Origin of the sequence: Kribbella sp. NPDC004536, from assembly GCF_042873835.1 — a bacterium.
In the GTDB taxonomy this organism is placed as follows: domain Bacteria; phylum Actinomycetota; class Actinomycetes; order Propionibacteriales; family Kribbellaceae; genus Kribbella.
Genome location: NZ_JBIALY010000002.1, coordinates 380,918 through 406,918 on the forward strand (window position 1 = coordinate 380,918; position 26,001 = coordinate 406,918).

22 protein-coding genes are annotated in these 26,001 nt (G+C 69.5%); 11 read left to right on the forward strand and 11 right to left on the reverse strand.

The window, feature by feature from the left end; all coding sequences use genetic code 11:
- Window positions 1-4: 4 nt before the first annotated feature.
- Genes ACFYRU_RS16710 through ACFYRU_RS16720 form a run of 3 tightly spaced genes read right to left on the reverse strand, consistent with a single transcriptional unit; the run spans window position 5 to window position 3,207 of the window.
- A complete protein-coding gene (locus ACFYRU_RS16710) occupies window positions 5-1,636 on the reverse strand; it encodes an MOSC domain-containing protein (RefSeq protein ID WP_387659099.1) in 1,632 nt (543 codons plus the stop codon).
- On the reverse strand, window positions 1,633-2,490 hold the full coding sequence (locus tag ACFYRU_RS16715) for a DUF427 domain-containing protein (protein ID WP_387659101.1): 858 nt from the start codon (window positions 2,488-2,490) through the stop codon (window positions 1,633-1,635). Before ACFYRU_RS16715 ends, ACFYRU_RS16710 begins: the two co-directional genes overlap by 4 nt.
- A 12-nt stretch (window positions 2,491-2,502) precedes the next feature.
- Window positions 2,503-3,207, reverse strand: a complete 705-nt coding sequence (locus ACFYRU_RS16720) for an SDR family oxidoreductase (protein WP_387659104.1) — start codon at window positions 3,205-3,207, stop codon at window positions 2,503-2,505.
- 72 nt (window positions 3,208-3,279) lie between these two features.
- Here ACFYRU_RS16720 and ACFYRU_RS16725 point away from each other — a divergent pair, with 72 nt between their 5' ends.
- From ACFYRU_RS16725 to ACFYRU_RS16740, 4 genes are read left to right on the forward strand one after another with little or no spacing between them, the layout of a single operon-like run.
- Window positions 3,280-6,006, forward strand: coding sequence for an AAA family ATPase (locus tag ACFYRU_RS16725; protein WP_387659107.1), 2,727 nt, complete (start codon window positions 3,280-3,282; stop codon window positions 6,004-6,006).
- 59 nt (window positions 6,007-6,065) lie between these two features.
- Window positions 6,066-7,055 carry an acetylxylan esterase gene (locus ACFYRU_RS16730; protein WP_387659110.1) on the forward strand — a complete coding sequence of 330 codons (990 nt, stop codon included), beginning with the start codon at window positions 6,066-6,068 and terminating at the stop codon, window positions 7,053-7,055.
- A 60-nt stretch (window positions 7,056-7,115) separates the two neighbouring features.
- Window positions 7,116-7,859 carry a beta-phosphoglucomutase family hydrolase gene (locus tag ACFYRU_RS16735; protein ID WP_387659112.1) on the forward strand — a complete coding sequence of 248 codons (744 nt, stop codon included), beginning with the start codon at window positions 7,116-7,118 and terminating at the stop codon, window positions 7,857-7,859.
- Entirely contained in the window at window positions 7,856-10,225 is a 2,370-nt protein-coding gene (locus ACFYRU_RS16740; RefSeq protein ID WP_387659115.1) for a glycoside hydrolase family 65 protein, read from the forward strand. Before ACFYRU_RS16735 ends, ACFYRU_RS16740 begins: the two co-directional genes overlap by 4 nt.
- 43 nt (window positions 10,226-10,268) lie before the next feature.
- On the opposite strand, the gene ACFYRU_RS16745 is transcribed toward ACFYRU_RS16740, so the two are convergent.
- Together ACFYRU_RS16745 and ACFYRU_RS16750 are read right to left on the reverse strand one after the other, a co-directional pair.
- Window positions 10,269-10,523 carry a GlsB/YeaQ/YmgE family stress response membrane protein gene (locus tag ACFYRU_RS16745; RefSeq protein ID WP_387659118.1) on the reverse strand — a complete coding sequence of 85 codons (255 nt, stop codon included), beginning with the start codon at window positions 10,521-10,523 and terminating at the stop codon, window positions 10,269-10,271.
- Window positions 10,524-10,641: 118 nt separating this feature from the next.
- Complete coding sequence (locus ACFYRU_RS16750) at window positions 10,642-11,478, reverse strand: hypothetical protein (protein WP_387659121.1); 837 nt, start codon at window positions 11,476-11,478, stop codon at window positions 10,642-10,644.
- Between the two features lie 101 nt (window positions 11,479-11,579).
- Here ACFYRU_RS16750 and ACFYRU_RS16755 point away from each other — a divergent pair, with 101 nt between their 5' ends.
- On the forward strand, window positions 11,580-12,680 hold the full coding sequence (locus tag ACFYRU_RS16755; RefSeq protein WP_387659123.1) for a DNA glycosylase AlkZ-like family protein: 1,101 nt from the start codon (window positions 11,580-11,582) through the stop codon (window positions 12,678-12,680).
- On the opposite strand, the gene ACFYRU_RS16760 is transcribed toward ACFYRU_RS16755, so the two are convergent.
- On the reverse strand, window positions 12,642-13,514 hold the full coding sequence (locus ACFYRU_RS16760; protein ID WP_387659126.1) for a DMT family transporter: 873 nt from the start codon (window positions 13,512-13,514) through the stop codon (window positions 12,642-12,644). The genes ACFYRU_RS16755 and ACFYRU_RS16760 overlap by 39 nt on opposite strands.
- Before the next feature lie 81 nt (window positions 13,515-13,595).
- On the opposite strand from ACFYRU_RS16760, the gene ACFYRU_RS16765 reads away from it, so the two are divergent.
- On the forward strand, window positions 13,596-14,483 hold the full coding sequence (locus ACFYRU_RS16765; protein WP_387659129.1) for a LysR family transcriptional regulator: 888 nt from the start codon (window positions 13,596-13,598) through the stop codon (window positions 14,481-14,483).
- Here the strand turns inward: ACFYRU_RS16765 and ACFYRU_RS16770 are convergent.
- The 3 genes from ACFYRU_RS16770 to ACFYRU_RS16780 all read right to left on the reverse strand — a co-directional run bounded on the left by ACFYRU_RS16770 (window position 14,480) and on the right by ACFYRU_RS16780 (window position 16,865).
- Entirely contained in the window at window positions 14,480-14,680 is a 201-nt protein-coding gene (locus ACFYRU_RS16770) for a DUF1918 domain-containing protein (protein ID WP_387659131.1), read from the reverse strand. The two genes, ACFYRU_RS16765 and ACFYRU_RS16770, sit on opposite strands and share 4 nt — an antisense overlap.
- 59 nt (window positions 14,681-14,739) lie before the next feature.
- Entirely contained in the window at window positions 14,740-15,768 is a 1,029-nt protein-coding gene (locus ACFYRU_RS16775; RefSeq protein WP_387662904.1) for a sensor histidine kinase, read from the reverse strand.
- A 419-nt stretch (window positions 15,769-16,187) separates the two neighbouring features.
- A complete protein-coding gene (locus ACFYRU_RS16780) occupies window positions 16,188-16,865 on the reverse strand; it encodes a response regulator transcription factor (RefSeq protein WP_387659134.1) in 678 nt (225 codons plus the stop codon).
- A 110-nt stretch (window positions 16,866-16,975) separates the two neighbouring features.
- On the opposite strand from ACFYRU_RS16780, the gene yicI reads away from it, so the two are divergent.
- Together yicI and ACFYRU_RS16790 are read left to right on the forward strand one after the other, a co-directional pair.
- Window positions 16,976-19,180 (forward strand): alpha-xylosidase, encoded by a 2,205-nt coding sequence (gene yicI, locus ACFYRU_RS16785; RefSeq protein WP_387659137.1) that lies wholly within the window; start codon window positions 16,976-16,978, stop codon window positions 19,178-19,180.
- The gene (locus ACFYRU_RS16790) at window positions 19,177-21,084 is read left to right on the forward strand and encodes a beta-galactosidase (RefSeq protein ID WP_387659140.1); all 1,908 of its coding nucleotides are present in this window, start codon (window positions 19,177-19,179) and stop codon (window positions 21,082-21,084) included. Before yicI ends, ACFYRU_RS16790 begins: the two co-directional genes overlap by 4 nt.
- A 114-nt stretch (window positions 21,085-21,198) precedes the next feature.
- On the opposite strand, the gene ACFYRU_RS16795 is transcribed toward ACFYRU_RS16790, so the two are convergent.
- Together ACFYRU_RS16795 and ACFYRU_RS16800 are read right to left on the reverse strand one after the other, a co-directional pair.
- Complete coding sequence (locus tag ACFYRU_RS16795) at window positions 21,199-22,218, reverse strand: LacI family DNA-binding transcriptional regulator (RefSeq protein WP_387659142.1); 1,020 nt, start codon at window positions 22,216-22,218, stop codon at window positions 21,199-21,201.
- A 12-nt stretch (window positions 22,219-22,230) separates the two neighbouring features.
- A complete protein-coding gene (locus tag ACFYRU_RS16800; RefSeq protein WP_387659145.1) occupies window positions 22,231-23,121 on the reverse strand; it encodes a DMT family transporter in 891 nt (296 codons plus the stop codon).
- 40 nt (window positions 23,122-23,161) lie between these two features.
- Here ACFYRU_RS16800 and ACFYRU_RS16805 point away from each other — a divergent pair, with 40 nt between their 5' ends.
- The 3 genes from ACFYRU_RS16805 to ACFYRU_RS16815 are packed head-to-tail and all read left to right on the forward strand — an operon-like array spanning window position 23,162 to window position 25,984.
- Window positions 23,162-23,659 carry a MarR family winged helix-turn-helix transcriptional regulator gene (locus ACFYRU_RS16805; RefSeq protein ID WP_387659147.1) on the forward strand — a complete coding sequence of 166 codons (498 nt, stop codon included), beginning with the start codon at window positions 23,162-23,164 and terminating at the stop codon, window positions 23,657-23,659.
- Window positions 23,660-23,661: 2 nt separating this feature from the next.
- A complete protein-coding gene (locus tag ACFYRU_RS16810) occupies window positions 23,662-24,489 on the forward strand; it encodes an alpha/beta fold hydrolase (protein WP_387659150.1) in 828 nt (275 codons plus the stop codon).
- Between the two features lie 58 nt (window positions 24,490-24,547).
- Window positions 24,548-25,984, forward strand: a complete 1,437-nt coding sequence (locus ACFYRU_RS16815) for a glycosyltransferase family 87 protein (RefSeq protein ID WP_387662905.1) — start codon at window positions 24,548-24,550, stop codon at window positions 25,982-25,984.
- The last annotated feature ends 17 nt before the right edge of the window (window positions 25,985-26,001 follow it).

A 26,001-nucleotide genomic window follows, 5' to 3' on the forward strand; every position in this document is an offset into this window, starting at 1 on the left:
TCCATCACATGTCCAGGACGACGTCTGTGGTTGGGCGGGAGCAGCAGAGCAGCGCCTGTCCGGCCGGTGGTGGTTCTAGTGGGGTGGGGGAGTAGCTGAGTTCTCCGGCGAGGAGTGGGGTTATGCAGTTGTGGCAGACGCCGGTTCGGCAGCTCCAGCGGGTTGGTACGTCGCAGGCTTCCGCTAGTTCGAGCAGGCTGCCGTCTCGCATGGCCGTGGAGATCCCGCTGCGCGCGAACGTGACCATGGGCCCCGTACCGGGTGCACCGTCGGGCTGGTGCGGTGGTCTAGTCGTTTCGCCGATGACACCTGGGTTCAGCGACGCCAGCGCACCGAACAGCTCCGTACGGACCCGCGTGATCCCCAGGGCATTCAGCGCCTCCTGCATATCGGTCATGAATGACTGTGGTCCACACACGTAGGCCGTGGCGTCAGACGGCAGCCCCAGCTCCACCAGCTTGTCCTTCGTCAGCCGACCATCCGTAGAGCTGTAGTACACCTGCTCATGCGCATACGGCAGTCGGGCCAGCAGTTCGTGTGCTTCTTCAGCCAGCGCGTACTCGGCCGGCGTACGGGCTGCGTGAACCCACCACACCTCGCGGCTCGTGCCTTCTAGCGAGTGAAGCATGGCCAACACAGGCGTCACGCCGATACCAGCAGACAGCAGCAGCACCGACCCGGTGCCCTCCTCAAGCACGAAGTCACCCCGTGGCGCAGCGACCTCCAGTACGCTCCCGGGCTGCAGTTGGCTCATGTACGCACTGCCGACACCATGCGGCTCCCGCTTGACGCTCACCCGGTAGCCCGGCGACGTGGACAGCGAGTAACTCCGTACAGCACCCGGCAGCCGAAACGTCAGGTACTGCCCAGCCTGCGCCGTAGGTAGATCTCGGCCGCTCAAAAGAACAGAGAACACGTCACTGGTCTCCGCGACGACCTCCTCCACCCGCAGCTCCCGGAACCCCTCCCAGGCAGGCTTCGGTGCGACTTCCTCCTTCAAGAGGTCCCGGAACGACCCCTGCCAACCAGGACTCAGCGCAGGGATCCGTACTGCAGTCCGCAGCTTCTCGACGTCGCGCCCGGGCAGGTACAGCAGCGCATCCGTGTCGGACACGCTCAACGCCCCAGGACCGGTCGCGGTCTTGACGATCGAGTCGCCGGCAGTGATCTCGCCCTCCGTGATCACCCGGCAGTAGAACCCCGGCCGGTGATGGCTGACGAGCAACGACGGCAGCTCGGGCTCACCCATCCGCAGACCGACCCGGTAGCAGGTCACGCGTGGCTGCGTCACCTCCAGTTCTGCCGTGCCGATCCGGTACCGGTCTCCGATGCAGACCTCGTCGTCGGGCAGCCCGTCGACCGTCAGGTTCTCGCCGAACTGCCCGTACACGAGATCGTCCCGCCCGAAGTGCTGTTCCCAGTGACGATAGGAGTCGAGCTGATAGACCAGTACGGCCCGCTGCTCACCACCGTGCCCTCCCAGGTCGCCCTGACCGTCGCCGTCGACGTTCAGGCGACGGACCGTCACCGGCCCGTCGACCGGCTGTTTCCAGACGCCGGTGTGGACGGTCCGCCCGTTCCATTCGACGTCCTTGGGCAGGCCGACGTTTACCGACAGCACAGTCCCAGCGCTCATCCGGACAGCTCCTCCACGGTCAGGTCGCGGTCGACACCGTGCGACACGACACCCTGACCAGGCTCCAACCGCAGCCGCCGCCCGTCCAGCTCCACGTCGACCTTGTCGGCCTCGAACGACACCATCCCGGAGATCCGCTGCACCTCGGTCCACGCGTTCTCGTACGACCAGACCGCGCGGTGTGCGTCGCCGACGTCGTAGTAGCTGCACAGACCCTTGTACGGGCAGAACGTCTGCCCTTCGACCGGTGTCAGCACGCTCTCGTCGACGTCTTCCCGAGGTACGTACCAGCGCGGCGCGAAGCCCGATTCGTACAGCACCAGCGGCCGGGAGGAGTCGGCGACGACCTGGTCGCCGTCGCGTACGACCAGGTGCCGGCTCGTCTGCCGGATGTCGATGCGGTGGTAGGCGTCCGCCGCGTGGCCGACGATCCGCTCGTCCTCCTCGTAGAACGCGTCCATCGCCCGCCACGCGAACGCGACCCGTCCCTTCAGCTCACTGGCGTAGTCGGGCAGCTCCGTGTGCTGCCACGCCGACCGTGCCTTGCTGGTATCACCTGCTGACACCGTGAACCAGGTGGTCGCCCCGAGGTCCTTGTGCTGCGTCGTACGGTCCTCTGCCTTCAGTACGTCGGCTACAACGTCCGCAACCGGGAAGTACGCGACCGGATACCGTCCCGGTTCGTGCAGCAGTACGACGTCCTCGCTGTCGGCGATCCAGCTGTCGGCGAACCGCACTCGCATCCGCCTGCGCAGCGGCTCGGCGAACAGCATCCGCTCCGGCAGCTCGACCGGTACCAGGAACCGCCCGATCGCGGCGGTGGCCAAGGGGCCCTGTTGCCATGCCAGTCCCATCTCGGGGCCTCCTCAGATCAGTGGTTCGCCGCCGTCGACGCGGAGCGTCGTACCGGTGACGAAGGTGTTGGTCATCGCGAACAGTACGGTCGCCGCGACGTCGTCCACGGTGCCGATCCGGCGGGCCGGGTTCCGGGCGGTGAGGTCGGCGAAGTACCCGGCCTTGCCGTCGCCGAGCCCGTCCCACGCCCCGGTGTCGATGACGCCGGGGGAGACCGCGTTCACCCGGATCGGCGCCAGCTCCAGCGCCAGCGACCGGGCGAGTACGTCGGCCGCGCCGTTGGTGATCGCCACCGCCAGCGTGCCGACCGCGATCTTGGCGGCCGCCACGCCGGAGAAGATCGTCAGCGAGCCGCCCTCGTTGAACCGCACGTGCTTCGCGAGCATCAGCGGCCCGATCACCTTGGTGTCGAACGACAGCCGTACCGCCTCCCGATCGAGGTCCGCCACCTTCCCGCGGGCCCGTGCGGACGCCGTGGACACGACGTGGTCGACGCTGCCGAGCCGGTCGGCGAGCGCGGCGATCGAGGCCTCGTCGGTGAGGTCGACGTACTCGCCGACGATCCCGGGTTCCCCGTCGTACGCGGCCTTGAGCTGGTCCTGGTTACGCCCCGCGGTCACCACCCGAGCGCCGGCGTCCCGCGCGGCCAGGGTCACGGCGCGGGCGATGCCGCCGCCGCGGCCGATCACCAGGACGGTCTTGTCGTGAAGTGTCATGCCATTACGGAACCCGAACGGCCCCAGCGTCCGCATCCGCCACTGGCTGGCGAGGAGGGATAGCTTGTGGCTGTGCAACGCCCAGCTGACCTTGCCACGCCGACCCTGACGGGACGGCGGGTGGAGTGCGCTGCGCTCGGCCAGCTGGTGTCCGAGGTCCGCAGCGGCCGGAGCAGGGCGCTGGTGCTGTCCGGCGAGGCCGGGGTCGGCAAGACAGCGCTGCTGGACCACCTGGCCGGCGCTGCTGACGGCTGCCGGGTCACCCGGGTGTCTGGCGTGCAGTCGGAGATGGAGCTCGCGTTCGCCGGTCTCCACCAGCTGTGTGCACCGCTGTTCGATCTGCTGGACCGGCTGCCCGGACCGCAGGCGGACGCATTGCGGACCGTGTTCGGTATCAGGGCCGGTCCGCCGCCGGACATGTTCTTGATCGGTCTGGGCGTGCTCAGCCTGCTGGCCGAGGCTGCTGAGCAGCAACCGCTCGTCTGCATCGTCGACGACCAGCAGTGGCTGGACAGGTGTTCGGCGCAGATCCTGTCGTTCGTAGCTCGCCGGCTGGACGCGGAGTCGGTTGCGCTGGTCTTCGCGACCCGTGAGGTCGGCCAGGTGCTGGCGGGTCTCCCGGAGTACCCCATCGGTGGACTGCGCGACGCGGACGCTCGCGCTCTCCTGGACTCCGTACTGGGCTCGCCGATCGACACAGAGGTACTCGACCAGTTGGTGGCGGAGGCGCACGGCAACCCGCTCGCTCTGCTCGAACTGACACCTGCGCAGCTTGCCGGCGGGTTCGGGCTGCCCGGCGCGGGCGGGATCGAGGACACGTTCGTACGGCGGGTCAACGCGGTGCCGGACGATACTCGGCGTCTCCTGGTGCTGGCCGCCGCGGAGCCGTCCGGCAACGACGCACTGGTACGGCGCGCCGCCGCGCGACTCGGTCTGCCGCTGGAGGCTGCTGCCGCTGCGATGGATGCAGGGCTGGCGGAATTCAGTACGCACATCCGGTTCCGGCACCCGCTGGTGCGGTCGGCCGCGTACTGTACTGCGTCGGCGGACGAGCGGCGCGAGGTGCATCGGGCGCTGGCAGCGGTGACCGACGCGGCGGCCGACCCGGATCGTCGTGCCTGGCACCGTGCGCAAGGAGCGGCCGGGCCGGACGAGGACATCGCAGACGAGCTGGAGCAGTCTGCGGGACGCGCACAAGCTCGCAGCGGGTTCGCAGCGACTGCGGCCTTCCTGCTGCGGTCAGCCGCGCTGACGGTCGACCCGGAGAAGCGTGCGGGTCGGGCGCTCGCCGCAGCGCAGGCAGAGCTGCAGACGGGTGCCTACGACTCGGCCGCGGACCTGCTGGCAATGGCTGAGAGAGAACAGCTCAGTGAGCTGCAGCGTGCCCGAGCAGATCTCGTACGGGCACAGCTGGCGTTCTTGACGAACCGGGGCAACGACGCGCCGCAGCTGATGCTCAAGGCAGCCAAGAGGCTTGAGAGCGTCCACGTGGCGCTGGCACGGGCTACGTACCTCGACGCTTTGTCGGCAGCGATCTTCGCGGGCCGCCTGGCCAAGCCGGGTGGTGACGTGTTCGAGGTGGCTCGGGCCGCGGCGCAAGCACCGCGGCCCGCGATAGTTCGCCCTGCGGACCTCCTGCTCGACGGCAACGCGCTGTACTACCGGGACGGCTACTCGGCGGGCGCTGAGACGCTGCACAAGGCCTTGGCCGGGTTCGGTTCCGGGATGTCGGTGGAGGAAGAGTTGCAGCAGTTGTGGATGGCAACGACCTCTGCGCTACGGCTGTGGGATGCGGATCGCTGGGAGCAGCTGTCGCGCAGGCACCTACAGCTCGTGCGTGAGACCGGCGTACTGAGCAACGTGGCTCTCGCACTGACCTCACTGGCGTACGTGAGTGTCTTCTCCGGGGACCTGTCTGCGGCCGCGACGCTGACTGTGGAGGCGCAGGCGGCCAACGAGTCGACAGGCGGCCAGCTGGCACCGTACGGTCGGCTGGCGCTGGCGGCGTTCCGTGGCGACCGGGACGAGACACTCGCGATGGTACGAGCGACCGAACAGGACGGCACCCGCCGTGGTGAGGGTATCGGCATCGCCTTCGCCGAGTGGGCGAGCGCCGTACTCGCCAACGGCCTCGGCCGGTACCAGGATGCGCACGACGCGGCCGGGAGGGCGTTGCGGGATCCGAGTGATGCGCTGTCGATGATGCTCGTACAACCGGAGCTGGTCGAGGCCGCGGTACGGACCGGCGCCATCGACACCGCACACCGCGCCTGCCACACAGTCGGCGTGATGGCGGCAGCGACCGGTACGTCGTGGGCGCTCGGCGTGCATGCCCGCTCGCGCGCGATGATCAGCGCGGGCGCGAGCGCGGAACGCCTGTACGAGGAGGCGATCGCACACCTCGAGCAGACCCGGCTGAAGGTGGAGCTCGCCCGAGCGCAGCTGCTGTACGGCGAATGGCTCCGGCGCGAGCGCCGCCGTGCCGACGCCCGCGACCACCTGCGTACCGCGTACACCGCGTTCACGACGATGGGTCTGGCCGGCTTTGCCGAACGCGCCCGCCGTGAGCTGCAAGCAGCGGGCGGTACGGTGCACCAACGGGTCGTCCAGACCCAGACCGGGCTGACTGCGCAAGAGACCCAGATAGCGCAGATGGCCCGCGACGGTCTCTCCAACCCGGAGATCGCGACCCGCCTGTTCATCAGTGCCCGCACTGTCCAGTACCACCTGCGCAAGGTGTTCTCGAAGCTCGGCATCACCTCACGCAGTCAGCTCGACCAGGTACTACCTCACGCCTGACCGTCCGAATCTGGACACCGTTTACCGCGGTACGCCTGGCGGGCGTAGGTTTGTGCCTCATGGCCATGTTCGACCTTTCCCTCGACAAGCTCCGCGCGTACCGGCCCGACGTGGCCGCACCCGCCGACCTGGTCGACTTCTGGCGCCGCTCGATCGAGAAGGCGCGCACCGACGACCTGTCCGCAACGTTCACCGAGATCGACAACAAGCTCGCGCTGATCGACACCTACGACGTCACGTACGCCGGCTTCGGCGGCACGCCGGTGCGGGGCTGGCTGCACGTCCCGGCCGGTGCCGACGGCCCGCTGCCGACCGTCGTGCAGTACCACGGCTACAGCGGCGGCCGCGGCCTGCCGCACTCGACCACGCTGTGGGCGCAGGCCGGGTACGCGCACTTCGTGATGGACACCCGCGGACAGGGCTACAGCCAGGGCGGCTTCGAAAGCACCCCGGACGACACCCCGTACGCCGGTCTCAACCACACGCCGGGCTTCATGACGCTCGGCATCACCGACCCGGAGACGTACTACTACCGCCGCGTCTACATCGACGCGGTCCGGGCACTGGACGCGGCCCGGACGTCGCCGTTCGTGGACCCGGACAAGCTGATCGTCAGCGGCGGCAGCCAGGGCGGCGGGATCTCGATCGCCGCGGCCGGGCTCGCGCCGCTGGCCGGGATCGAGCTGCTCGGCTGCGCTCCCGACGTACCGTTCCTCTGCCACTTCGAGCGCGCCCTGCAGATCACCGACAAGGATCCGTACGGCGAGATCACCCGGTACCTGAAGGGCTTCCGGCAGGACGTCGACGCGGTGCTCGGCACGTTGAGCTACTTCGACGGCGTGAACCTCGGCCGGCTCGCGACGGCGCCGGCGCTGTTCTCGGTCGCGCTGATGGACGCGACCTGCCCGCCGTCGACGGTGTTCGCCGCGTACAACCACTACGGGAGCGAGCAGAAGGACATCGAGGTCTACCAGTACAACGAACACGAGGGCGGGCAGACCTACCAGCAGCTCGCGCAGCTCGACTGGTTCGCAGGGATCTTCGGATGAAAGCCTGCCGTTAGCCTGCCGGTGCCTTCCCGGACCGCTTGACCCGCTAGCGTGGGCGGCATGCTCGGACTACCTACGGGGATCCAGGCCTGTTTGTTCGACCTGGACGGCGTACTGACCGATACCGCTGCCGTCCACGCTGCGGCGTGGAAAGAGATGTTCGACGAGTTCCTCCGCGACTATTCGGCGCAGCACGGCATCGCGTTCGTGCCGTTCGACGCCCGCGCGGAGTACGACGCGTACGTCGACGGGAAACCGCGGGCCAGCGGCGTACGGGACTTCCTGGCCGCGCGGCACATCACGCTGCCGGAGGGCAGTGCGGACGATCCGCCGTCGGCGATGACCGTGAACGGACTCGGCAACCGGAAGAACGAGGCCGTCCAGCGGCGGATCCGGACCGAGGGCGTGCACGTCTTCGAGGGCTCCCGGCGGTACCTGCAGGCCGCCGAGCAGGCAGGCCTGCGCCGGGCGGTCGTCTCGTCGAGCGCGAACACCCGCGAGGTGCTCGACGTCACCGGCCTGGCGAAGTACGTCGAGGAGATCGTCGACGGCGTCACGATCCGTACCGAGGGGCTGAGGGGCAAGCCGGCCCCGGACACCTTCCTGGCCGCGGCCGCCCGGTTCGGTGTGGAACCGTCCGCGGCGGCCGTCTTCGAGGACGCGCTGGCCGGCGTGTCCGCGGGCCGCTCCGGACATTTCGGGCAGGTCGTCGGCGTCGACCGCGTCGGACAGGCCGCCGGTCTGAAGGCGCACGGCGCCGACATCGTCGTACGGGACCTCGCAGAGCTGCTGGAGGACAAGTGATCGATCGAGGACATCACCCGGTCGAGCCCTGGCGGCTGCGAGAGACGCGGCTCGCGATGGACAAGCTGGCCCAGTCCGAGTCGCTGTTCGCGCTGTCGAACGGTCACATCGGCCTGCGCGGCAACCTCGACGAGGGCGAGCCGTACGCGATCCCCGGTACCTACCTGAACTCGTTCTACGAGCAGCGTCCGCTGCCGTACGCCGAGGCGGGCTACGGCTACCCGGAGTCCGGGCAGACGCTCGTCGACGTCACGAACGGCAAGCTGATCCGGCTGCTCGTCGACGACTCGCCGTTCGACGTCCGCTACGGCTACCTGACCAAGCACGAACGCTCGCTCGACTTCCGCACCGGCATCCTCGAGCGCGACGTCGACTGGACCTCGCCGGGCGGCAAGCGGATCAAGGTCCGCAGCCGCCGCCTGGTCTCGCTGACCCAGCGCGCGGTCGCCGCGATCGAGTACATCGTCGAACCTGTCGACCAGCCGGCCCGGTTCGTGATCCAGTCCGAACTGGTCGCGAACGAGGCCCAGCCGAAGCTGTCCGACGATCCACGAGTGGCAGCGGTCCTCGACAATCCGCTGAAGCCGGTCAGCCACGACGGCGGTGAGCACGGGACCGTGCTGATTCACCGCACGACTCGCAGCCAGCAGTTGATGGCCGCCGCGATGTCGCACGAGGTGGACACGACGGTCCGGTACGCGATGGACCAGGACGTACGTGAGGACTGGGCACGGACCACGGTGATCGCCCAACTGCAGCCGGGCGAGAGCCTGCGCGTCGTGAAGTACCTGACGTACGGCTGGTCCAGCCTGCGGTCCGAGACCGCGATCCGGGACCAGGTCGCGGCCGCGCTGGCGAGTGCCCGGTTCTCCGGCTGGGACGGGCTCACCAAGCAGCAGGTCACCTTCCTCGACGACTTCTGGGACGGCGCCGACGTCGAGGTGGACGGCCACCCGGAGCTGCAGCAGGCGGTGCGGTTCGCGCTGTTCCACGTTCTGCAGGCAGGTGCGCGGGCGGAGCGGCGGGCGATCCCGTCCAAGGGCCTGACCGGTGCCGGGTACGACGGGCACACGTTCTGGGACACCGAGGGTTTCGTCCTGCCCGTGCTGACCTACACGATGCCGGACGCGGCCGCCGATGCGCTGCACTGGCGGCATTCGACCCTGGAGATGGCGAAGCAGCGCGCCGAGGAGCTGGGCTTCCGCGGCGCGGCGTTCCCGTGGCGGACGATCCGCGGCCAGGAGTGCTCCGGCTACTGGCCCGCGGGCACGGCGGCGTTCCACATCAACGCCGACATCGCCGAGGCCGTCATGCGGTACTACCGGGCCACCGGTGACGAGGCCTTCCTCGGCGAGGCCGGGCTCGAGTTGCTGGTCGAGACCGCCCGGTTGTGGATGTCGCTCGGCCATCACGACCGCGACGGCCGTTGGCACCTGCCGGGCGTGACCGGTCCGGACGAGTACAGCGCCGTTGCCGACGACAACGTTTTCACCAACCTGATGGCCGCGCGGAACCTGAGGTCCGCGGCAGAGGTGGCCGCGAAGTTGCCGGCGAAGGCCCGTGAGTTCGGCGTCGACAGCGAGGAGGAGGCGTCGTGGCGGGACGCGGCCGCCGCGGTCTACCTGCCGTACGACCGAGACCTCGGCGTCCACCCGCAGTCCGAAGGTTTCACCGGGTACGCGGTCTGGGACTTCGAGAGCTACAAGGGCAAGTACCCGCTGCTCCTGCACGCGCCGTACTTCCAGCTCTATCGCACCCAGGTGGTGAAGCAGGCCGACCTGATCCTGGCGACCTTCTGGTGCGGCGACGCGTTCACGCCCGAGGAGAAGGCGCGCAACTTCGACTACTACGAGCGGCTCACGGTGCGGGACTCGTCGTTGTCCGCGTGCGTGCAGGCGGTGATGGCGGCCGAGGTCGGTCACCTCGACCTGGCGTACGACTACGCGTACGAGGCCGCGCTGATCGACATGCGCAACCTGCACCACAACACCGGCGACGGGCTGCACATGGCGTCGCTCGGTGGTGCGTGGAGTGCGCTGGTGGCAGGGTTCGGCGGACTGCGCGACCAGGAAGGCACGCTGTCGTTCGATCCGGCGCTGCCGATGGGGCTGTCCGGGTTGAGCTTCACGGTCCGCTGGCGCGGCGTCCGGTTGAAGGTGGAGATCGATCCGGTCGCGGTGAAGTACACCGTGCACGACGGCCCGGGCGCGGCGATCACCTTCCGGCATGCGGGGGAGGAGATCACGGTCACCGTCGATCACCCGGTGGTGCGGACGTTGCAGAAGCGCCGCCCGTTGCTGCCCCGGCCGCCACAGCCGCTGGGCCGTGAGCCACGGGCGGCGATGGCGGTGAACGAGGACGTCTGACGGACGGCGCTCCAGGCGGATTCTTCAGGCGGACGAGCAGGGATCAGTTCTTGTTCTTGGCGGCGAGCGACTCGGCGGTGCCGACCAGCATCACCGACGAGATCACCGCGACCACGAAGCCGATCAGGTTCAGATCGAAGATGCCGCCGGTGCCGAGGATGCTCGCGATCGTGCCGCCGATCACCGAACCGGCCAGGCCGAGCAGCAGCGTCGCGAGCAGACCGAGCTTCTGCTTGCCGGGCGTGAACAGCCGGGCGAGTGCTCCGATGACGAGACCGGCGATGATGAAGCCCAACATGAGTGAAGTCCTCCGAGGTGTCGAACGGTAGGACTCCAGTCTCCGGTCCGGCCGGGCCGGGCGGCAGTGGAGTTTCCCCTGACCCGACCCGGACCCGACCCTGGTCGGCGTCCGACGGTCAGGGGCTTGCGCTGATACCGAGCAACGGACTGTCCGGCAACAACCGGGGCGCGCTGCCGAGCTGGTTGAGTACGGTCGCGCCGAGCTGACCGGCGGCGCGCTCGTCGCCGTTGAGCAGCGCGGTGTACCCGGCCCGGCAGGCCGACCGGGGCCCGAGGATCTTGACGTACAACTCGATGTCCGGCAGACCGGGGTTCGTCCCGAGCATCGTCGTGGTGGTCCGGGCGCAGCGGATCAGCGTCGACCGGCTGCGATCCATGCTCATCTTCACCAGCAGCTGATCGGCGAGTGCCTTGGTGACGAAGTACTCCGCACTCGACGCCTGGTTCTGGACGTACCGGACGCTCGCCGTCTCCTTGACGTTGTCGCTGAGCGCGCAGACCGCCCACTGCGGCGGCAGCGTGATGGTCTGGTTCTTCGGCACGAACGCCGGAATGCTGGGCAGTTGGGCGCCGCCGCTGTTGACCGCGATCAGCGCGACCCGGGAGGCCGCGTCCTTCGGGTTCGCGTACGGAGCGGCGATCAACCGGGTGCTGTACGAGGCGTCCGGTATTACCACCACCGTCATGCTGCCGGTGTTCTTCAGCAGCAGCGATGTGTGGCTGGGATCCGTACTGACGCTCAGCACGACCCCGTCGGCGTCGGCGGCGGGAGCCAGCGACTCGGTCGACTTCGCACAGTTGGTGGCCGGTTTGAGCGCGCCCGGCGTCTGCGGCAGCACGATCGGCGGCTCGGACGGCGGCGCGGCGGTGCCTGCCGAGGCCGAGCAGCCGGCCGCACCGGCCACCGCCAGCAACACAACACCGAGCAGGAACGCCCGACTACGCAACGCCACGAAGTACCCCCTGCCATCCGAGCCTCAGGTCCCCACCCGCTCGGCTCCAATGCCTTCCCGCTTCTCAGAGTACTGTCCGACCTGGGGCTTAGTCTCTGGGCGTGACCGTTCTGCAGCTGACCAAACGCGACGCGCGGCGGCTCGCCGTCCGCGCGCAACTGCTCACCAGCGAGCGACCGGCCGACCTGTACGAGGTCGTCCGCGGGCTGAACGTGCTGCAGCTCGACCAGACGGCGTACGTGGCTCCGAACGCGGACCTGGTCGCCTGGAGCAGACTCGGATCGTCGTACGAGGCCGCCGAGCTGGCCGATGCGCTCGCCTCGCTGGAGCTGGTGGAGCTGCGCGGATTCGTCCGGCTGCCCGAGACGCTGGCGTTGTTCCGGGCCGAGATGGACGCGTGGCCGGCGGACGGCGAGCCGCTCGACTGGCAGACGTACCGCGGCGACTGGGTCAAGGCGAACGAGGGCTGCCGCCTCGACATCCTCGAACGCCTCCGCCAGGACGGTCCGCTGGTGATGCGTGAGCTGCCGGACACCTGCGTACGGCCGTGGAAGTCGAGCGGCTGGACCAACAACCGGAACGTGTCGCAGCTGCTCGAGTTCATGATGCAGCGGGGTGAGGTGGCGATCGCGGGCCGCAACGGCAGGGACCGCCTGTGGGACCTGGCTTCCCGGGTGTACCCGGACGATCCGCCGGTGCCGCTGGCCGAGGCGCTCCGGATCCGGGACGAGCAGCGGCTGCGGTCGATGGGCCTCCTGCGCGCGAAGGGCCCGGCCTGCCCGGGCGAGCCGCTTGACGCCGGCGCGGCGGGGGAGCGGGCCGTCGTGGACGGCGTGCGGGGCGAGTGGCGGGTCGATCCGGAGTTCCTCGACCAGCCGTTCGCCGGCCGGACCGCGATCGTCTCGCCACTCGACCGGCTGGTGTACGACCGCAAGCGGCTGACCGAGATCTTCGACTTCGACTACCAGCTGGAGATGTACAAGCCGGTCGCGAAGCGCCGCTGGGGGTACTTCGCGCTCCCGATCCTGCACAACGACCGACTGGTCGGGAAGCTCGACGCGGTGTCGGACCGGAAGGCCGGCGTCTTCCGGGTCGACGCGATCCACGAGGACGAGCCGTTCTCCAAGACCCTGGCGGCCGCTGTCCAGCGCGAGATCCGCGACCTAGCCAAGTGGCTGCAACTCGAGCTGGTCTTCGCGTGAGCGCCGGTGCGCTCGCTCGATCGACTGGCCCCAAGTAGTGCCGGCCAGCATCAGCAGCGCACCGAACACCGCGGGTACGGTGAGCCGCTCGTCACCCAGACCGATGCCGATGGCAACGGCCCAGATCGGCTCGGTGCCGAGCAGCAGGCTGGCCCGGCTGGCGGAGGTCCGCTGCACCGCCCAGGTCTGCGCGAGGAACGCGAAAACGCTGCAGAACAAGGCGAGATAGACCAGCTGCAACCACGTCCCGACGCCCGCGTGCACCGGCAGGTGCGGTACGCCGGGGACGGCGAACAGTGCCGTACCGACCAAGGTCTGGACCGTTGTCAGCTGCAACGGTCGCAGTCCGGCCGAGAGCCGCCCGACCAGTGCGACATGGCCCGCGCGGACGACGGCGGCGAGCAGCATCAACAGGTCGCCGACGCCGGGAGCATGCAGGCCGTGTGCGGACGTCAGCAGTCCGACCGCGATCACGCACAGCGCAGCCGCGAGGTAGAACCGCGGCGGCAGACCGCGACAATCGAACAGCGGTGTCAGGACGAGCGTGAGGCTGATGATCAGCCCGGCGTTCGCCGCGCTGGTGTGCGTGACGCCGTACGTCTCCAGTACGAGGACCGACGCCTGCGTGAGGCCGAGGATCAGACCGGCCCTCACCTCGCCCCGGCGGATCCCGCGAGCCAAGGGGACCAGTGCGATCGCGGAGATCGCGTACCGCAGGAACAGCACGGTCAGGACCGGCGCGCTTCCGGTCGCGGTCTTGGCCGCGAGGTAGCTCGACCCCCAGACGACGGCAACCAGCAGGAGGATGAGATCGATACGGCGAGATCCGGGCACGAGGTCAACGGTGACGCGCGGAGTCGTTGAAGCCAAGTACCAACTTCTTCAGCGACACTGAAGTGCAACTACAGTATGAGAATGGACGAACGGCAGCTGCGAGTACTCCGCGAAGTCGGCGAGCTGGGCAGCGTGACCGCAGCCGCCGAGGCGTTGCTGGTCACCCCGTCGGCGATCTCGCAGCAACTGCGGTTGCTGCAGCGGTCGATGCCCGTACCGCTGACCGAGCGCGACGGCCGGCGGGTCGTACTGACCGCGGCGGGCCGGGCGCTGGCGGGTGCGGCCGCCGACGTGGAGTCGGCGTTGGCGCGAGCGCGGCAGACCGTGGCGGAGTTCGTCGAGCAGCCTGACGGGGTGGTGACGGTCGCCGCGTTCCACAGTGCGGCCGCGGCGTTCTTCCCGCGGTTGTTGAGGTCCGGGGCCGCGCCGCAGCTCAGCCTGCACGACGAGGACGTACCGCAGGACGAGTTCCCGCCGCTCACCCGTGAGTACGACATCGTTCTGGCGCATCGGCTGGACCACACGGCGGCCTGGCCGCGGACGGTCGCGGTCACGCCGCTGCTGCACGAGCCGATGGATGTCGCCGTGCCGGTCGATCATCCGCTCGCCGCGAAGCGGTCGCTGACGCCGCGGGACGTTGCCGGCGAACCGTGGATCACCGTCCACGACGGGTTCCCGCTGCTGGCCACGATCGAGGCGATCGGGGCCGCGGCCGACCGGCGGCTCGACGTGGTGCACCGGGTCAACGAGTTCACCGTGGTCGCGGAGATGGTGGCCGCCGGCGCCGGGCTTGCCCTGATCCCGCGGTGGACGGCACGACCGCATCCGGGGATCGTCCTCAAACCCCTGCGGGGCGTGCAGACGCACCGGCACGTCGACGCCCTGCACCGCCCGGAACGCACCGCCCGCCGAGCCGTCCGAACGATCCTCACCGAACTCCGGACCGCCGCCGAAACGATCAGCGACTAGCCGGCTCCGCCGGTGTGCACGATGTGGGCGTCCGGACCGGGGAAGAACAGGGAGTCGGAGTCCGTGTCGCTCCAGTGCACCAGGTACGGCGGGGCGCCGGACGGATCGTGCACCTCGACGATCTGCCCTTCCCGCCGGTGCGCCATCAGATGACTGCTCTCCACGACTACCTGATCGCCTGCCACAGCTTTCACCACACCCACCTCCTTCACCACCCAGCTTGATCCCGCACGCCGAAGGACGCCACCCCCTGCGGTCAGATCGGGAGCGTGACAGTGGCGGTCGTGCCGCCGGCCGGGGAGGAGGTGAGGGTGATGGTGCCGTGGTGGGCACGGGTGATCTCGCGGGCGATCGAGAGGCCCAGGCCGGAGCCGCCGCTGGCGCGGGACCGGCTGGTGTCGAGGCGGACGAAGCGTTCGAACACGCGCTGCCGGTCCTCCTCGGGGATGCCGTCGCCGTCGTCCTCGACCGTGATGACCGCCGAGCCGTCGTGTTCGGCCGTCGTCAGCATCACCGTGGTGTGCGCGGCGCGGGCGGCGTTGTCGACGAGGTTCCGCAGTACCTGACTCAGCCGGGCGGGGTCGCCGGTGACGCGGACGGGATGCACGTCGCCCTTGACGGTGAGTTCGGGCTTCGAGTTGCGCAGCCGCTTGATCTCCGCCTCGACCAGGTCGTCGAGGTCGACGTCGGTCGGCCGCATCCGGATGCCGGTGTCGTCGGCCTTCGCGAGCAGCAGCAGGTCCTCGACGAGCTGCCGCATCCGGTCGGTCTCGGTCTCCATCACCTGCCGCAGCTCGCGCCACGCCTTCCCCGTGGTGTCGGCCTCGATCACCTCGAGCGCGGCGGTGAGAGTGGCCAGCGGTGAGCGCAGTTCGTGGCTGGCGTCCGCGACGAACGCGCGCTGGGTCGCCTGCCCGGTCTCGAGCCGGTCGAGCATCTCGTTCATGGTCACGGCCAGCCGGGCGATCTCGTCCCTGGTCTCCGGTACGGGAACCCGCTCGGTGAGGTCTCGCGTCCCGATGCCCTGCACCCGGGACCGGATCCGTTCCACCGGCCGCAGTGCCTGCCCGATCATCAGCCACCCGGCCACGCCGACCACGAGCAGCAGCAGCGGGAACCCGATCAGCAGGTACTTCGAGACCGTCCGCACCGTCTGCCGTTGGGTCTGCACCGACGAGGCGACCACCACCGTGTACGTCGTGCCGTGGTACGCCGCGCCCTGTGCCACGATCAGGAACGAGTGGTCGTCGTCGATCAGCGGCATCTCACCGACCTCCGACCGCATCAGCGCGCCGTCCGGCGGCCGCAGATCGGTGAGTGGCGAGTTGTCCACCCGCGACGAGGAGGCGGCGACGATGTTCCCGTTCGGGTCGAGGACCTGGATCAACTGGCTGGCGCGGGTGGTGTTGGCCAGGTCCGCGCCGAGGCCCTTGGTGCCTTCGGTACTGACCTGGCGGGCGACGTCGGCGACCCGGCCTTCGGCGGCGTCGGAGACCTCGGCGATCAGCGCCCGCTGCAGGAGCAGCAACAGCGCGAAGGCGCCGACGAGCAGCGCGACCGCGACCACGATCACGGCAGCCGCGGTCGACCGGCTCCGCACACTGGCCTGCCGCAGGCCGCCGGCGGTCCGGTACCACCCGTCAACGCGACGTCGCACGACCGTGCTCACCCCACCAGTTTCGCAGGTCCGCCCTCAGCTGGTCCTCAGCCGCCCTCTGGGTTGAGCCGGTAGCCCATGCCGCGGATGGTTTCGATGGCGTGCCGGGCGAACGGGGTGTCGATCTTCTTGCGCAGGTAGCGGACGTACACCTCGACCACGTTCGGGTCGCCGTCGAAGGCGGGGTCCCAGACGTTCTGCAGGATCTCGCTCTTGCTGACGGTGTCCCCGCGGTGCCGCATCAGGAACTCGAGCAGCCCGTACTCACGCGGCGTCAGCGTGATCTCCCGCCCGTTCCGCTCGACCCGGCGGCGGGCCACGTCCAGCGAGAGGTCGCCGGCCATCAGGACGACCGGACGCTCCGGGCCGCCGCGCCGGATCAGCGCGCGCAGCCGGGCGACCAGTACCAGGAAGCTGAACGGCTTCGTCAGGTAGTCGTCGGCGCCGAGGTCGAAGGCGTCGGTCTGGTCGTACTCGCCGTCCTTCGCGGTCAGCATCAGCACCGGCGTCCAGATCCCGCGCGCCCGGAGCAGTTCCAGCACCCGGTACCCGTTCAGCTTCGGCAGCATGATGTCCAGAACGATCACGTCGTAGCTGTGCTCGGTCGCCGCCCAGACCGCGTTCTCGCCGTCGTGCACCAACTCGACCACGAAGCCGGCGTCGGTCAGCCCACGGTGGACCGTGTCGGCCAGCCGCAGTTCGTCCTCGACCATCAGCACTCGCATGCCGACAGTGTCACTGCAACCCACTGAGAATCCGCTGAGAGAGACGAAATTGACGCCGGCCGGGTGCCGCTCTAGCGTTGTCGAAGCGCTTCGACAATCAGGGAGGCCGGATGAAGTTCACCGACGGGTACTGGCAGCTCCGGCCGGGTCTGACCCGCCTGCGTCCGGCGGAGGTGGAGAGCGTCGAAGTGGGTGACCGCGAGCTGGCGGTGTTTGCGCCGGCCAAGCGGATCGAACGGCGCGGCGACACCCTCAACCAGCCGCTGTTCACAGTCACCTTCAGTTCGCCGGCCCCCGGCGTGATCGGGGTCCACCTCGCCCATCACGTCGGCGGGCAGCCTGCGCGCCCGTCGTACCGGCTGAACACCGAGTCGGAGCATCCGGTGAAGGTCGAGGCCGGCCCGGCCGAGGCGCGGCTGACGTCGGGGGAGCTGAGCGTGGTGATCGCGCTCGAGGGACCGTGGGACGTCCGGTTCGAGCAGGACGGCCGGCCGCTGACGAACTCGGGCGAGCGCAGCGTCGGTCTGATCACCGACTCCGCGGGCAACCATTACGTGCACGAGCAGCTCGCCCTCGGGGTCGGTGAGACGATCTACGGTCTCGGCGAGCGGTTCGGACCGCTCGTCAAGAACGGTCAGGTTGTCGACAGCTGGAACGCCGACGGCGGGACGTCCAGCGAGCAGGCGTACAAGAACGTGCCGTTCTACCTGAGCAGCAAGGGGTACGGCGTCCTGGTCGACAATCCCGCGCACGTGTCGTTCGAGGTCGGTTCGGAGGTCACGTCCCGCAACCAGTTCAGCGTCCAGGGCCAGGAGTTGCAGTACTACGTCTTCGCCGGCCCGACTCCGAAGGACGTGCTGCGCCGGTACACCGGTCTCACCGGACGCCCGGCGCGGGTGCCCGCGTGGTCGATGGGGCTGTGGCTGTCGACGTCGTTCACCACCGACTACACCGAGGAGACGACCAGCTCGTTCGTCGGCGGGATGGCCGAGCGGGACCTTCCGCTGAGCGTGTTCCACTTCGACTGCTTCTGGATGCGTCAGTTCCACTGGTGCGACTTCGTCTGGGACCCGGTCGCGTTCCCGGACCCGGCCGGGATGGTCCGCCGGCTGAAGGAGCGCGGCCTGCGGGTCAGTCTGTGGATCAACCCGTACATCGCGCAGCGCTCGGTGCTGTTCGAGGAGGGCCGCCGGCTCGGGTACCTGCTGAAGCGGCCGGACGGCTCGGTCTGGCAGTGGGACATGTGGCAGGCCGGAATGGCGATCGTCGACTTCACCAACCCGGACGCGACCGCGTGGTTCCGGTCGAAGCTGCAGGCGCTCATCGATCTCGGCGTCGACTGCTTCAAGACCGACTTCGGCGAACGCATCCCGACCGACGTCGCCTGGTACGACGGCTCGGATCCGGAGCGGATGCACAACTACTACGCGCAGCTCTACAACGCGGCGGTCTTCGGTCTGCTCGAGGAGAACCGGGGCCGGGGCGATGCCGTACTGTTCGCGCGCTCCGCGACCGCGGGCGGCCAGCAGTTCCCCGTGCACTGGGGCGGCGACTGCGAGTCGACGTTCGAGGCGATGGCGGAGTCGTTGCGTGGCGGGCTGTCGCTGGCCGCGTCCGGCTTCGGTTATTGGAGCCACGACATCGGCGGGTTCGAGGGCACGCCCGATCCGGCGATCTTCAAGCGTTGGGTGGCGTTCGGCCTGCTGTCGTCACACTCCCGCCTGCACGGCTCCTCGTCGTACCGCGTCCCGTGGGCGTTCGACGACGAAGCGGTCGACGTACTGCGGAAGTTCACCAAGCTGAAGCTGTCGCTGATGCCGTACCTGATGACGGCCGCGGAAGAGGCGCACCGCAACGGGGTGCCGATGATGCGGCCGATGGTGCTGGAGTTCCCGGACGACCCCGCGGCCGCGTACCTGGACCGCCAGTACATGCTCGGCCCGGACCTGCTGGTGGCGCCGGTGATGAGCTTCGACGGCGAGGTCTCGTTCTACCTGCCGCGCGGCCGGTGGACCTCGCTGCTGACCGGTGAGGTGCTGACCGGGCCGGGCTGGGTGCAGCAGACCCACGGCTTCGACAGCGTCCCGCTGTACGTTCGCGAAGGCGCGGTGATCCCGATCGGCGCGGTCGACGACCGCCCGGAGTACGACTGGTCCGACAACGTGGAGCTCCGCTGGTTCCAGCCGACGGAAGGACAGGTCGTCGAGGTCCCGGTCGCGCCGGACGCCGTGGTCGAGCTCGCGTACCGCAGCGGCCGGGTGGAGTCACGGGTCCTCGAAGGAACTTGCACGTTCACGGTGGAGGTGAGCGCATGACGCTCTGGTACGGCGGTGACTACAACCCCGACCAGTGGGATCCGGCGGTCTGGAAGGAAGACGTCGAGCTGATGCGTCGCGCCGGGGTGAACCTGGTGACGGTCGGCGTCTTCTCCTGGTCGAGCCTCGAGCCGCGACCGGGGGAGTACGACTTCGGCTGGCTGGATCAGGTGCTCGACCTGCTGCACGACGGCGGGGTGAGCGTGGATCTCGCCACCCCGACCGCCTCGCCGCCGCCGTGGTTCACCCGGTTGCATCCCGACGCGATGCCGGTCACCGCGGACGGCGTACGGCTGACGCACGGGAGCCGGGATACGTACTGCGCCTGCGCACCGGCGTACCGCGACGCCGCGCGAGGGATCGCCGGCAAGCTCGCCGAGCGGTACGCCGACCACCCGGCGCTGGCGATGTGGCACGTGCACAACGAGTACGGGACGACCTGCTACTGCCCGCTCGCGGCGGAGCGCTTCCGCGAGTGGTTGCGGGAGCGGTACGGGTCGCTCGACCGGCTGAACGAGGCGTGGACGACGGCGTTCTGGAGTCAGGGGTACGGCGAGTGGCGGGACATCGAGCCGCCGCGCAAGACGCAGTACATGGTGAATCCGACGCAGTACCTGGACTTCCGGAGGTTCTGGTCGGACGAGTTGCTGGCCGCCTACCGGGAGCAGAAGGAGGTGATCCGGGCGTTCTCGGAGGCGCCGGTCACCACGAACTTCGTGTTCGGTGGCTGGGTTCCGGTGAACCACGCGCAGTGGGCCGCCGAGGTCGATGTCGTTGCCATCGACCACTATCCGGACGATGGCGGGATCGGCGCGGAGGAGCAGACCGCGTTCTCCGCGGACCTGGCCCGCGGGTGGGCCGGCGGGAAACCGTGGCTACTGATGGAGCAGGCAGCCGGTGCGCTGAACGTAGGCCGTCGCTGGCACCCGAAGGAGCCGGGCAGGATGGCACGGCACAGCCTGTCGCACCTCGCCCGCGGATCGCGGGGCGCGTTGTTCTTCCAGTGGCGGGCGTCGCGGGGTGGTTCGGAGATGTACCACCCGGCGATGGTTCCGCACGCCGGGCCGGACAGCCGGATGTTCCGCGAGATCACCGAGCTCGGCGCGGTCCTGCCCCGGCTGGCTGAGGTTGCCGAGAGCAACGTTGTCGCGGACGTCGCGATCCTGTGGGACGCCGAGTGCTGGTGGGCGATGCAGGGTACGCACCTGCCGTCCTCGGAGCTGGACTACCTCAAGGCCGTGCAGTCCGCGCATCGGCACTTCTGGCGCGCGGGCGTGACCGTCGACTTCGCGGCACCGGATGCGGACCTCTCGTCGTACGGCGTCGTGGTGGTTCCGTCGCTGTACCTGATCTCGGACGAGGCCGCGGCGAACCTCACCACGTACGTCGAGAACGGCGGGCAGCTCGTGGTCGGGTACTTCAGCGGGCTGGTGGACCCCGACGTTCGCGTCCGGTACGCCCTCACGGACCTGCTCGGCGTACGGATCGAGGAGCTCCAGCCGCTCGGGGACGAGGTCGCGTTGGCGTCCGGCGGGCGTGGACGGTTGTGGAGCGAGGACGTGCGGGCGGTGTCGGCCGAGGTCGTCGATCGGTACGCCGGGGGAGTGCTCGACGGGAAGCCCGCGATCACCCGGCGACAGGTCGGCGCCGGTACGGCGTGGTACGTCTCGACCGAGCTCGACGACGACACCGCGGCCACGCTGGTCGAGCGGTTGGTGGGCGCGGGCGAGCCCTTGGAAACGGTGCGGAGGCGGTCGGGCGACACGACGTGGACGTTCCGCCTCAACCACAGCGACGAGGACGTCGTCGTCCCCGCGACGGGTGTCGAGCTGGTGAGCGGCGAGGCCGTCGACGGTGAGCTGACGGTCCCGGCCGGCGGCTACACGGTGGTGCGGTCCGAGTGAGGCCGGAGGGTTGCGCGGTGGCGCGGTCGGAGTGAGGCCGGAGGGTTGCGCGGTGGTGCGGTCGGAGTGAGGCCGGAGGGTTGCGCGGTGGTGCGGTCCGAGTGGGGCCGGGGGTCAGGTGGTGGTGCGGTCGGAGTGAGGGCCGGAGCTGCCGCGGGCGGTGAGGGCCGGCAGCAGCAGGGTCAGCTCGGGGACGGTGCCGCCTGAGAGTTTGGTGATCAGCGACTCGACCGCCTGCGCGCCGAGCTGTTCGGCCGGGATCGTCACCGACGACAGCTGCGGGACCTGCCGTTCGGCGACATCGTCCGCGCAGATCGCGACCAGCGACATGTCCTCCGGGACCCGCCGCCCGAGCCGCCGCAGTACGTCGAGTAGCGGGCCGATGATCGGCTCGTTCTGCACGACCAGCCCGGTGAGGTCCGGGTGCTCGGCCAGCAGCTGCCCGACGGTCTGCAGGATCGCCTCGAACGTGTGCTCACACGGCGTTTCCACCCCCAGCACCCCACGCCGCGCGGCAGCCTCGGTGAACCCGGTCAGCGTCCGCTGCGCGAACGCGGTCTGCCGTTCGTAGACAGTGGGTGGCGTACCGAGCAGGGCCAGCGAACGATGACCCAGATCGGCCAGGTGATCCACACACCGCGCGCCCGCGGCAACGAAGTCGAGGTCGACGCAGGTCAGCCCGTCGGCCTGCTCCGGGTACCCGATCAGGACCGACGGCATCGGCAGGCCGCGCAGCACCGGTACCCGTTCGTCGTGCAGCTCGACGTCCATCACCACGAGCGCGTCGACGAGCGAACTCTGCGCCACCCGCTCGAGTCCCGCGGGTCCCTCGTCGGCCGTCAGCAGCAGGACGTCGTGATCGAACCGGCGGGCCGTCGTCACGATCGCGGCCGCGAACTGCATCAGCACCGGGACGTGCATGTCGGTCCGCAGCGGGATCACCAGCGCGACGACGTTCGACCGCTGACTGGCCAGCGCGCGGGCGCTCGCGTTCGGCCGGTAGCCGAGGGCGCGGACACTGCGCTGCACCCGCTCCCGGGTGTCCGGCGAGATCGTCCGCTTGCCGCTGAGCACGTAGGACACCGTGCTGGTCGCCACCCCGGCGTGCCGGGCGACGTCCGCGATCGTGACCATAGTGCTCCTCGTTCAGTCGGGCCTCACCCCAGTTCTACCGTAGTCGAAGCGCTTCGACACGCCTATCGAGCGTAGTTGGCCGATGGCGATTCCGGACAGTACGAGCACGAGGCCCAGCACCTGCCGGCTGGTCAGGTTGTCGCCGGACCACAACACGCCGAGCAGGACGCCGGTGACCGGGTTGAGCAGGCCGATCAGTCCGACGGTCGCGGCCGGCAGCCGCCGGAGCCCGGCGAACCAGGCCGTGAAGGCCAATGCGGTCGCCACGAGTCCGACGTACGTGAATCCCGCGACGGCCGGGAGGTCGAGGTGCGGCGGCGCGCCCTCGATCAGGACCGCGAACGGGATCAGCACCAGACCGCCCGCGATCAGCTGCCACGACGTGGTCGCGATCGAGGCACGGCCCCACTTCTTGACCAGTACGTAGCCGAACGACGACATCGTCAGCGCGGCGGCCGAGGCCGCGACGCCACGGAAGTCGACGGCCGACGACCCGGCGCCGAGCAGGAGTACGACACCCGCAAGGCCGGCGGATGCTCCGATCAGTACGAGTGCGGTCGGTCGTTCCGCGAGCAGGCCCCAGGCGAACAGGGCCATCGTGAACGGCGCCGCCGACATGATCGTCGACGCCAGGCTGACCGGGAGCAGTTGGGACGCGAGATAGATCAACGCGAAGAACGCGCCCATGTTGCAGACGCCGAGCACGACCGAGCGCCACCACCAGACGCCACGCGGCAGTTCCCGGGCGATCGCCAGCAGCAGCAGGCCAGCCGGCAGGGCGCGGAACATCGCGCCGTACAAGGGATGTCCGGCCGGCAGGTACTCGTGCGTGACGAAGTAGTTCGTGCCCCAGGCGACCGGCGCGACCGCGGTCACCAGCCACCACCGGAAAGTAGTTTCCATGGAAAACACTATAGCTTCCTGGGAAGATATAGTGGGCGGCGTGGATCACGTGGCGAGAATCCAGGCAGCGTGGAAGGTCGAGCGGCCCGACGTCGACACCGCCCCGCAGGGTGTGATCGGCCGGCTGCACCGGATCGCGAACCGGCTGACCGGCGAGCTCACCTCGGTGTACGCCCAGTACGGACTGACCGAGGGCGAGTTCGACGTACTCGCGGCGCTGCGCCGGGCGGGAGCGCCGTACGAGCGTGCGCCGGGGGAGATCGCGCTGCACACGATGGTGACGACCGGCGCGGTCACCAAGCGGGTCGACCGGCTGGAGACGGCCGGGCTGGTCCGGCGCCGGCGCAGCGACGCGGACGGGCGCGGGCGGGTGGTCCGGCTGACCCCGGCCGGGCGGCGGCTGTTCGACAAGGCGTTCACCGCGCACATGGCGAACGAGCGGCGGCTGCTCGACGCGTTGACGCCGGACGAGTCGGCGCAGCTCGAGACGCTGCTGACCAGCTGGCTCGCGCGGCTCGAACCTCCGGCACAATCCTGACCATGGACTTCGTGACCGGCACCGGCGGACGGCGACTGGACTTCGTACGGCGCGGGCAGGGCGCGCCGCTGCTGCTGATCCAGGGGATGGCGGCTACCCACGCGATGTGGGGCGAGGAGTTCCTCGGCCCGTTGGAGGAACACTTCGACATCGTCGCGTACGACCACCGCGGCGTCGGTCGCGGTGATCGGGCCGACGGCGAGTTCACGGTCGCGGACCTGGCCGACGACGCGGCCGCGGTGATCGCGTCGCTCGGGTGGGCGAACGCGCACGTACTGGGCATCTCGCTCGGCGGGATGGTCGCGCAGGAGCTGGTCCTGCGGCATCCGTCGGTCGTCCGCTCCCTCGTCCTCGGCTGCACCTGGGCCGGGGGAGAAGGCGGCGTGATCGCGGAGACGTCGCACCGGATGGTGGAGGCGATCGCGAGCCGCGACCTCGGGCGCGGGCTGCGCGTCAGCTTCGATGCGAACTTCTCCCAGCGGTACGCGGAGGTGCCGGGTGCGCGGGAGCTCTACCGGGAGCGGGCGCTCGCGGTCCGGATGCCCGTACCCGTCGTACAGCTGCAGTTCCAGGCGGCGCTCGCGCACAACGCGGCCGATCGGCTGCACGAGGTCGCCGTACCGACGTTGATCATGCACGGGACCGCGGACGCCGGGATCCCGGTCTCCAACGGGCATCGCCTGGCCGAGCTGATCCCGGCCGCACGGCTCGAACTGTTCGACGGCGCCGGTCACCTCTTCTGGTGGGAGGACCCGGCCCGCGCCGCCGCCCTCGTCGCCGCACACGCCACACAGGGGGACCTGCGCGACGGCAGCGACCAGGATGGGTAACCTCACCCCCTAGCGGTGTCTGACCCGGGGCTGTCGCCGGGTGAGCCGATAGGAGATGATGCCCACCGTGACCGGACCACAACGCGAGCTCGCGCTGACGCCGTCGGACGCCGATCCGGCCGTCGCCGGCCTGACCGTCGGGCTCGGTGGACCGTCGGGGCGGTTCGCCCGGACCGGGTCGTCGTGGTGGACGCCACTGCGGATCGCGCTCGCGGTCTGCACGATCACCTTCGGCCTCGGCGTACTGCAGAAGGCGCCGTGTATGGAGGCCGGCTGGGACCGGCAGAGCTGGCGGCCGTTCAAGGCGCTGTGCTACTCCGACATCGGTTTCCTCTACCAGGAACGTGGTTTCGCCGAGGGCAACCGGCCGTTCCTGGACACCGGCAACTACCCGGTACTGGAGTACCCGGTGCTGACCGGTGGCTTCATGGAGGTCGCGGCCCGGATCACCTGGCTGATGACCGGCGACCCGAAGAAGGACCTGACCGTCGAGCAGAAGCGCGACACCGCCGGCGTCTTCTTCGTGGTCAACCTGGTGATGCTGTTCCTCTGCGCGCTGCTCGTCGTCGGTCTCACCGTCGCGACCGCGCGTGGCGTCGAACGAAAACCCGGCGCGGCCCGTGGGCAGCCGCTGGACGGGCTGTACGTCGCTGCCGCGCCGGTGCTGGCGCTGACGTCGACGATCAACTGGGACCTGTTCGCGGTCGCGTTGACGGCCGGGGCGATGTTCGCCTGGTCGCGCGGAAAGCCGATCTGGTTCGGCGTACTGCTCGGACTCGGGACGGCGGCGAAGTTCTACCCGTTCCTGTTGCTCGGACCGCTGCTGATCGTCTGCATCCGCGGGCGGAAGCTGTGGCCGTGGTTCCAGGCGGCGATCGCGGCCGCGGCCGCGTGGGGTCTGGTGAACGCGCCGATCTACCTGCTGGCGAAGAACGAGTGGCTCTCGTTCTGGCAGTTCAACGACCAGCGGGAGAGCGACTACGGCTCGATCTGGTACGTCCTCAAGCTCGCCAAGCACGAGGTCGCCGACGTCAACCAGTTGAACATCGTGATCTTCGCCGGGCTCTGCCTGTCGATCGCGATCCTCGGGTTGATGGCGCCGCGGCCGCCCCGGTTCGCCCAGCTCGCGTTCCTGGTGGTGGCGGCGTTCCTGCTGATCAACAAGGTGTACTCACCGCAGTACGTGCTGTGGCTGCTGCCGCTGGTCGCGCTGGCCCGGCCGCGGTTGCGGGACTGGCTGATCTGGCAGGCTTGTGAATGCTTCTACTGGATGCTGGTGTGGATGCATCTGGCGCAGTTCCTGCAACCGGGCGATCCGAACGTGCCCGACCGGATCTACTGGTTCTCGGTGATCCTGCGGATGGCCGGCACGCTGTGGCTGATGCTGGTGGTCGCGCGCGACATCCTGCTGCCGGAGAACGATCCGGTCCGGCGGGGCGACGCGGTCGACGACCCGTCCGACGGCGTACCGTCCCGGGCGCTCGTGACCGCGTAGCTAATGTCTACTAACTA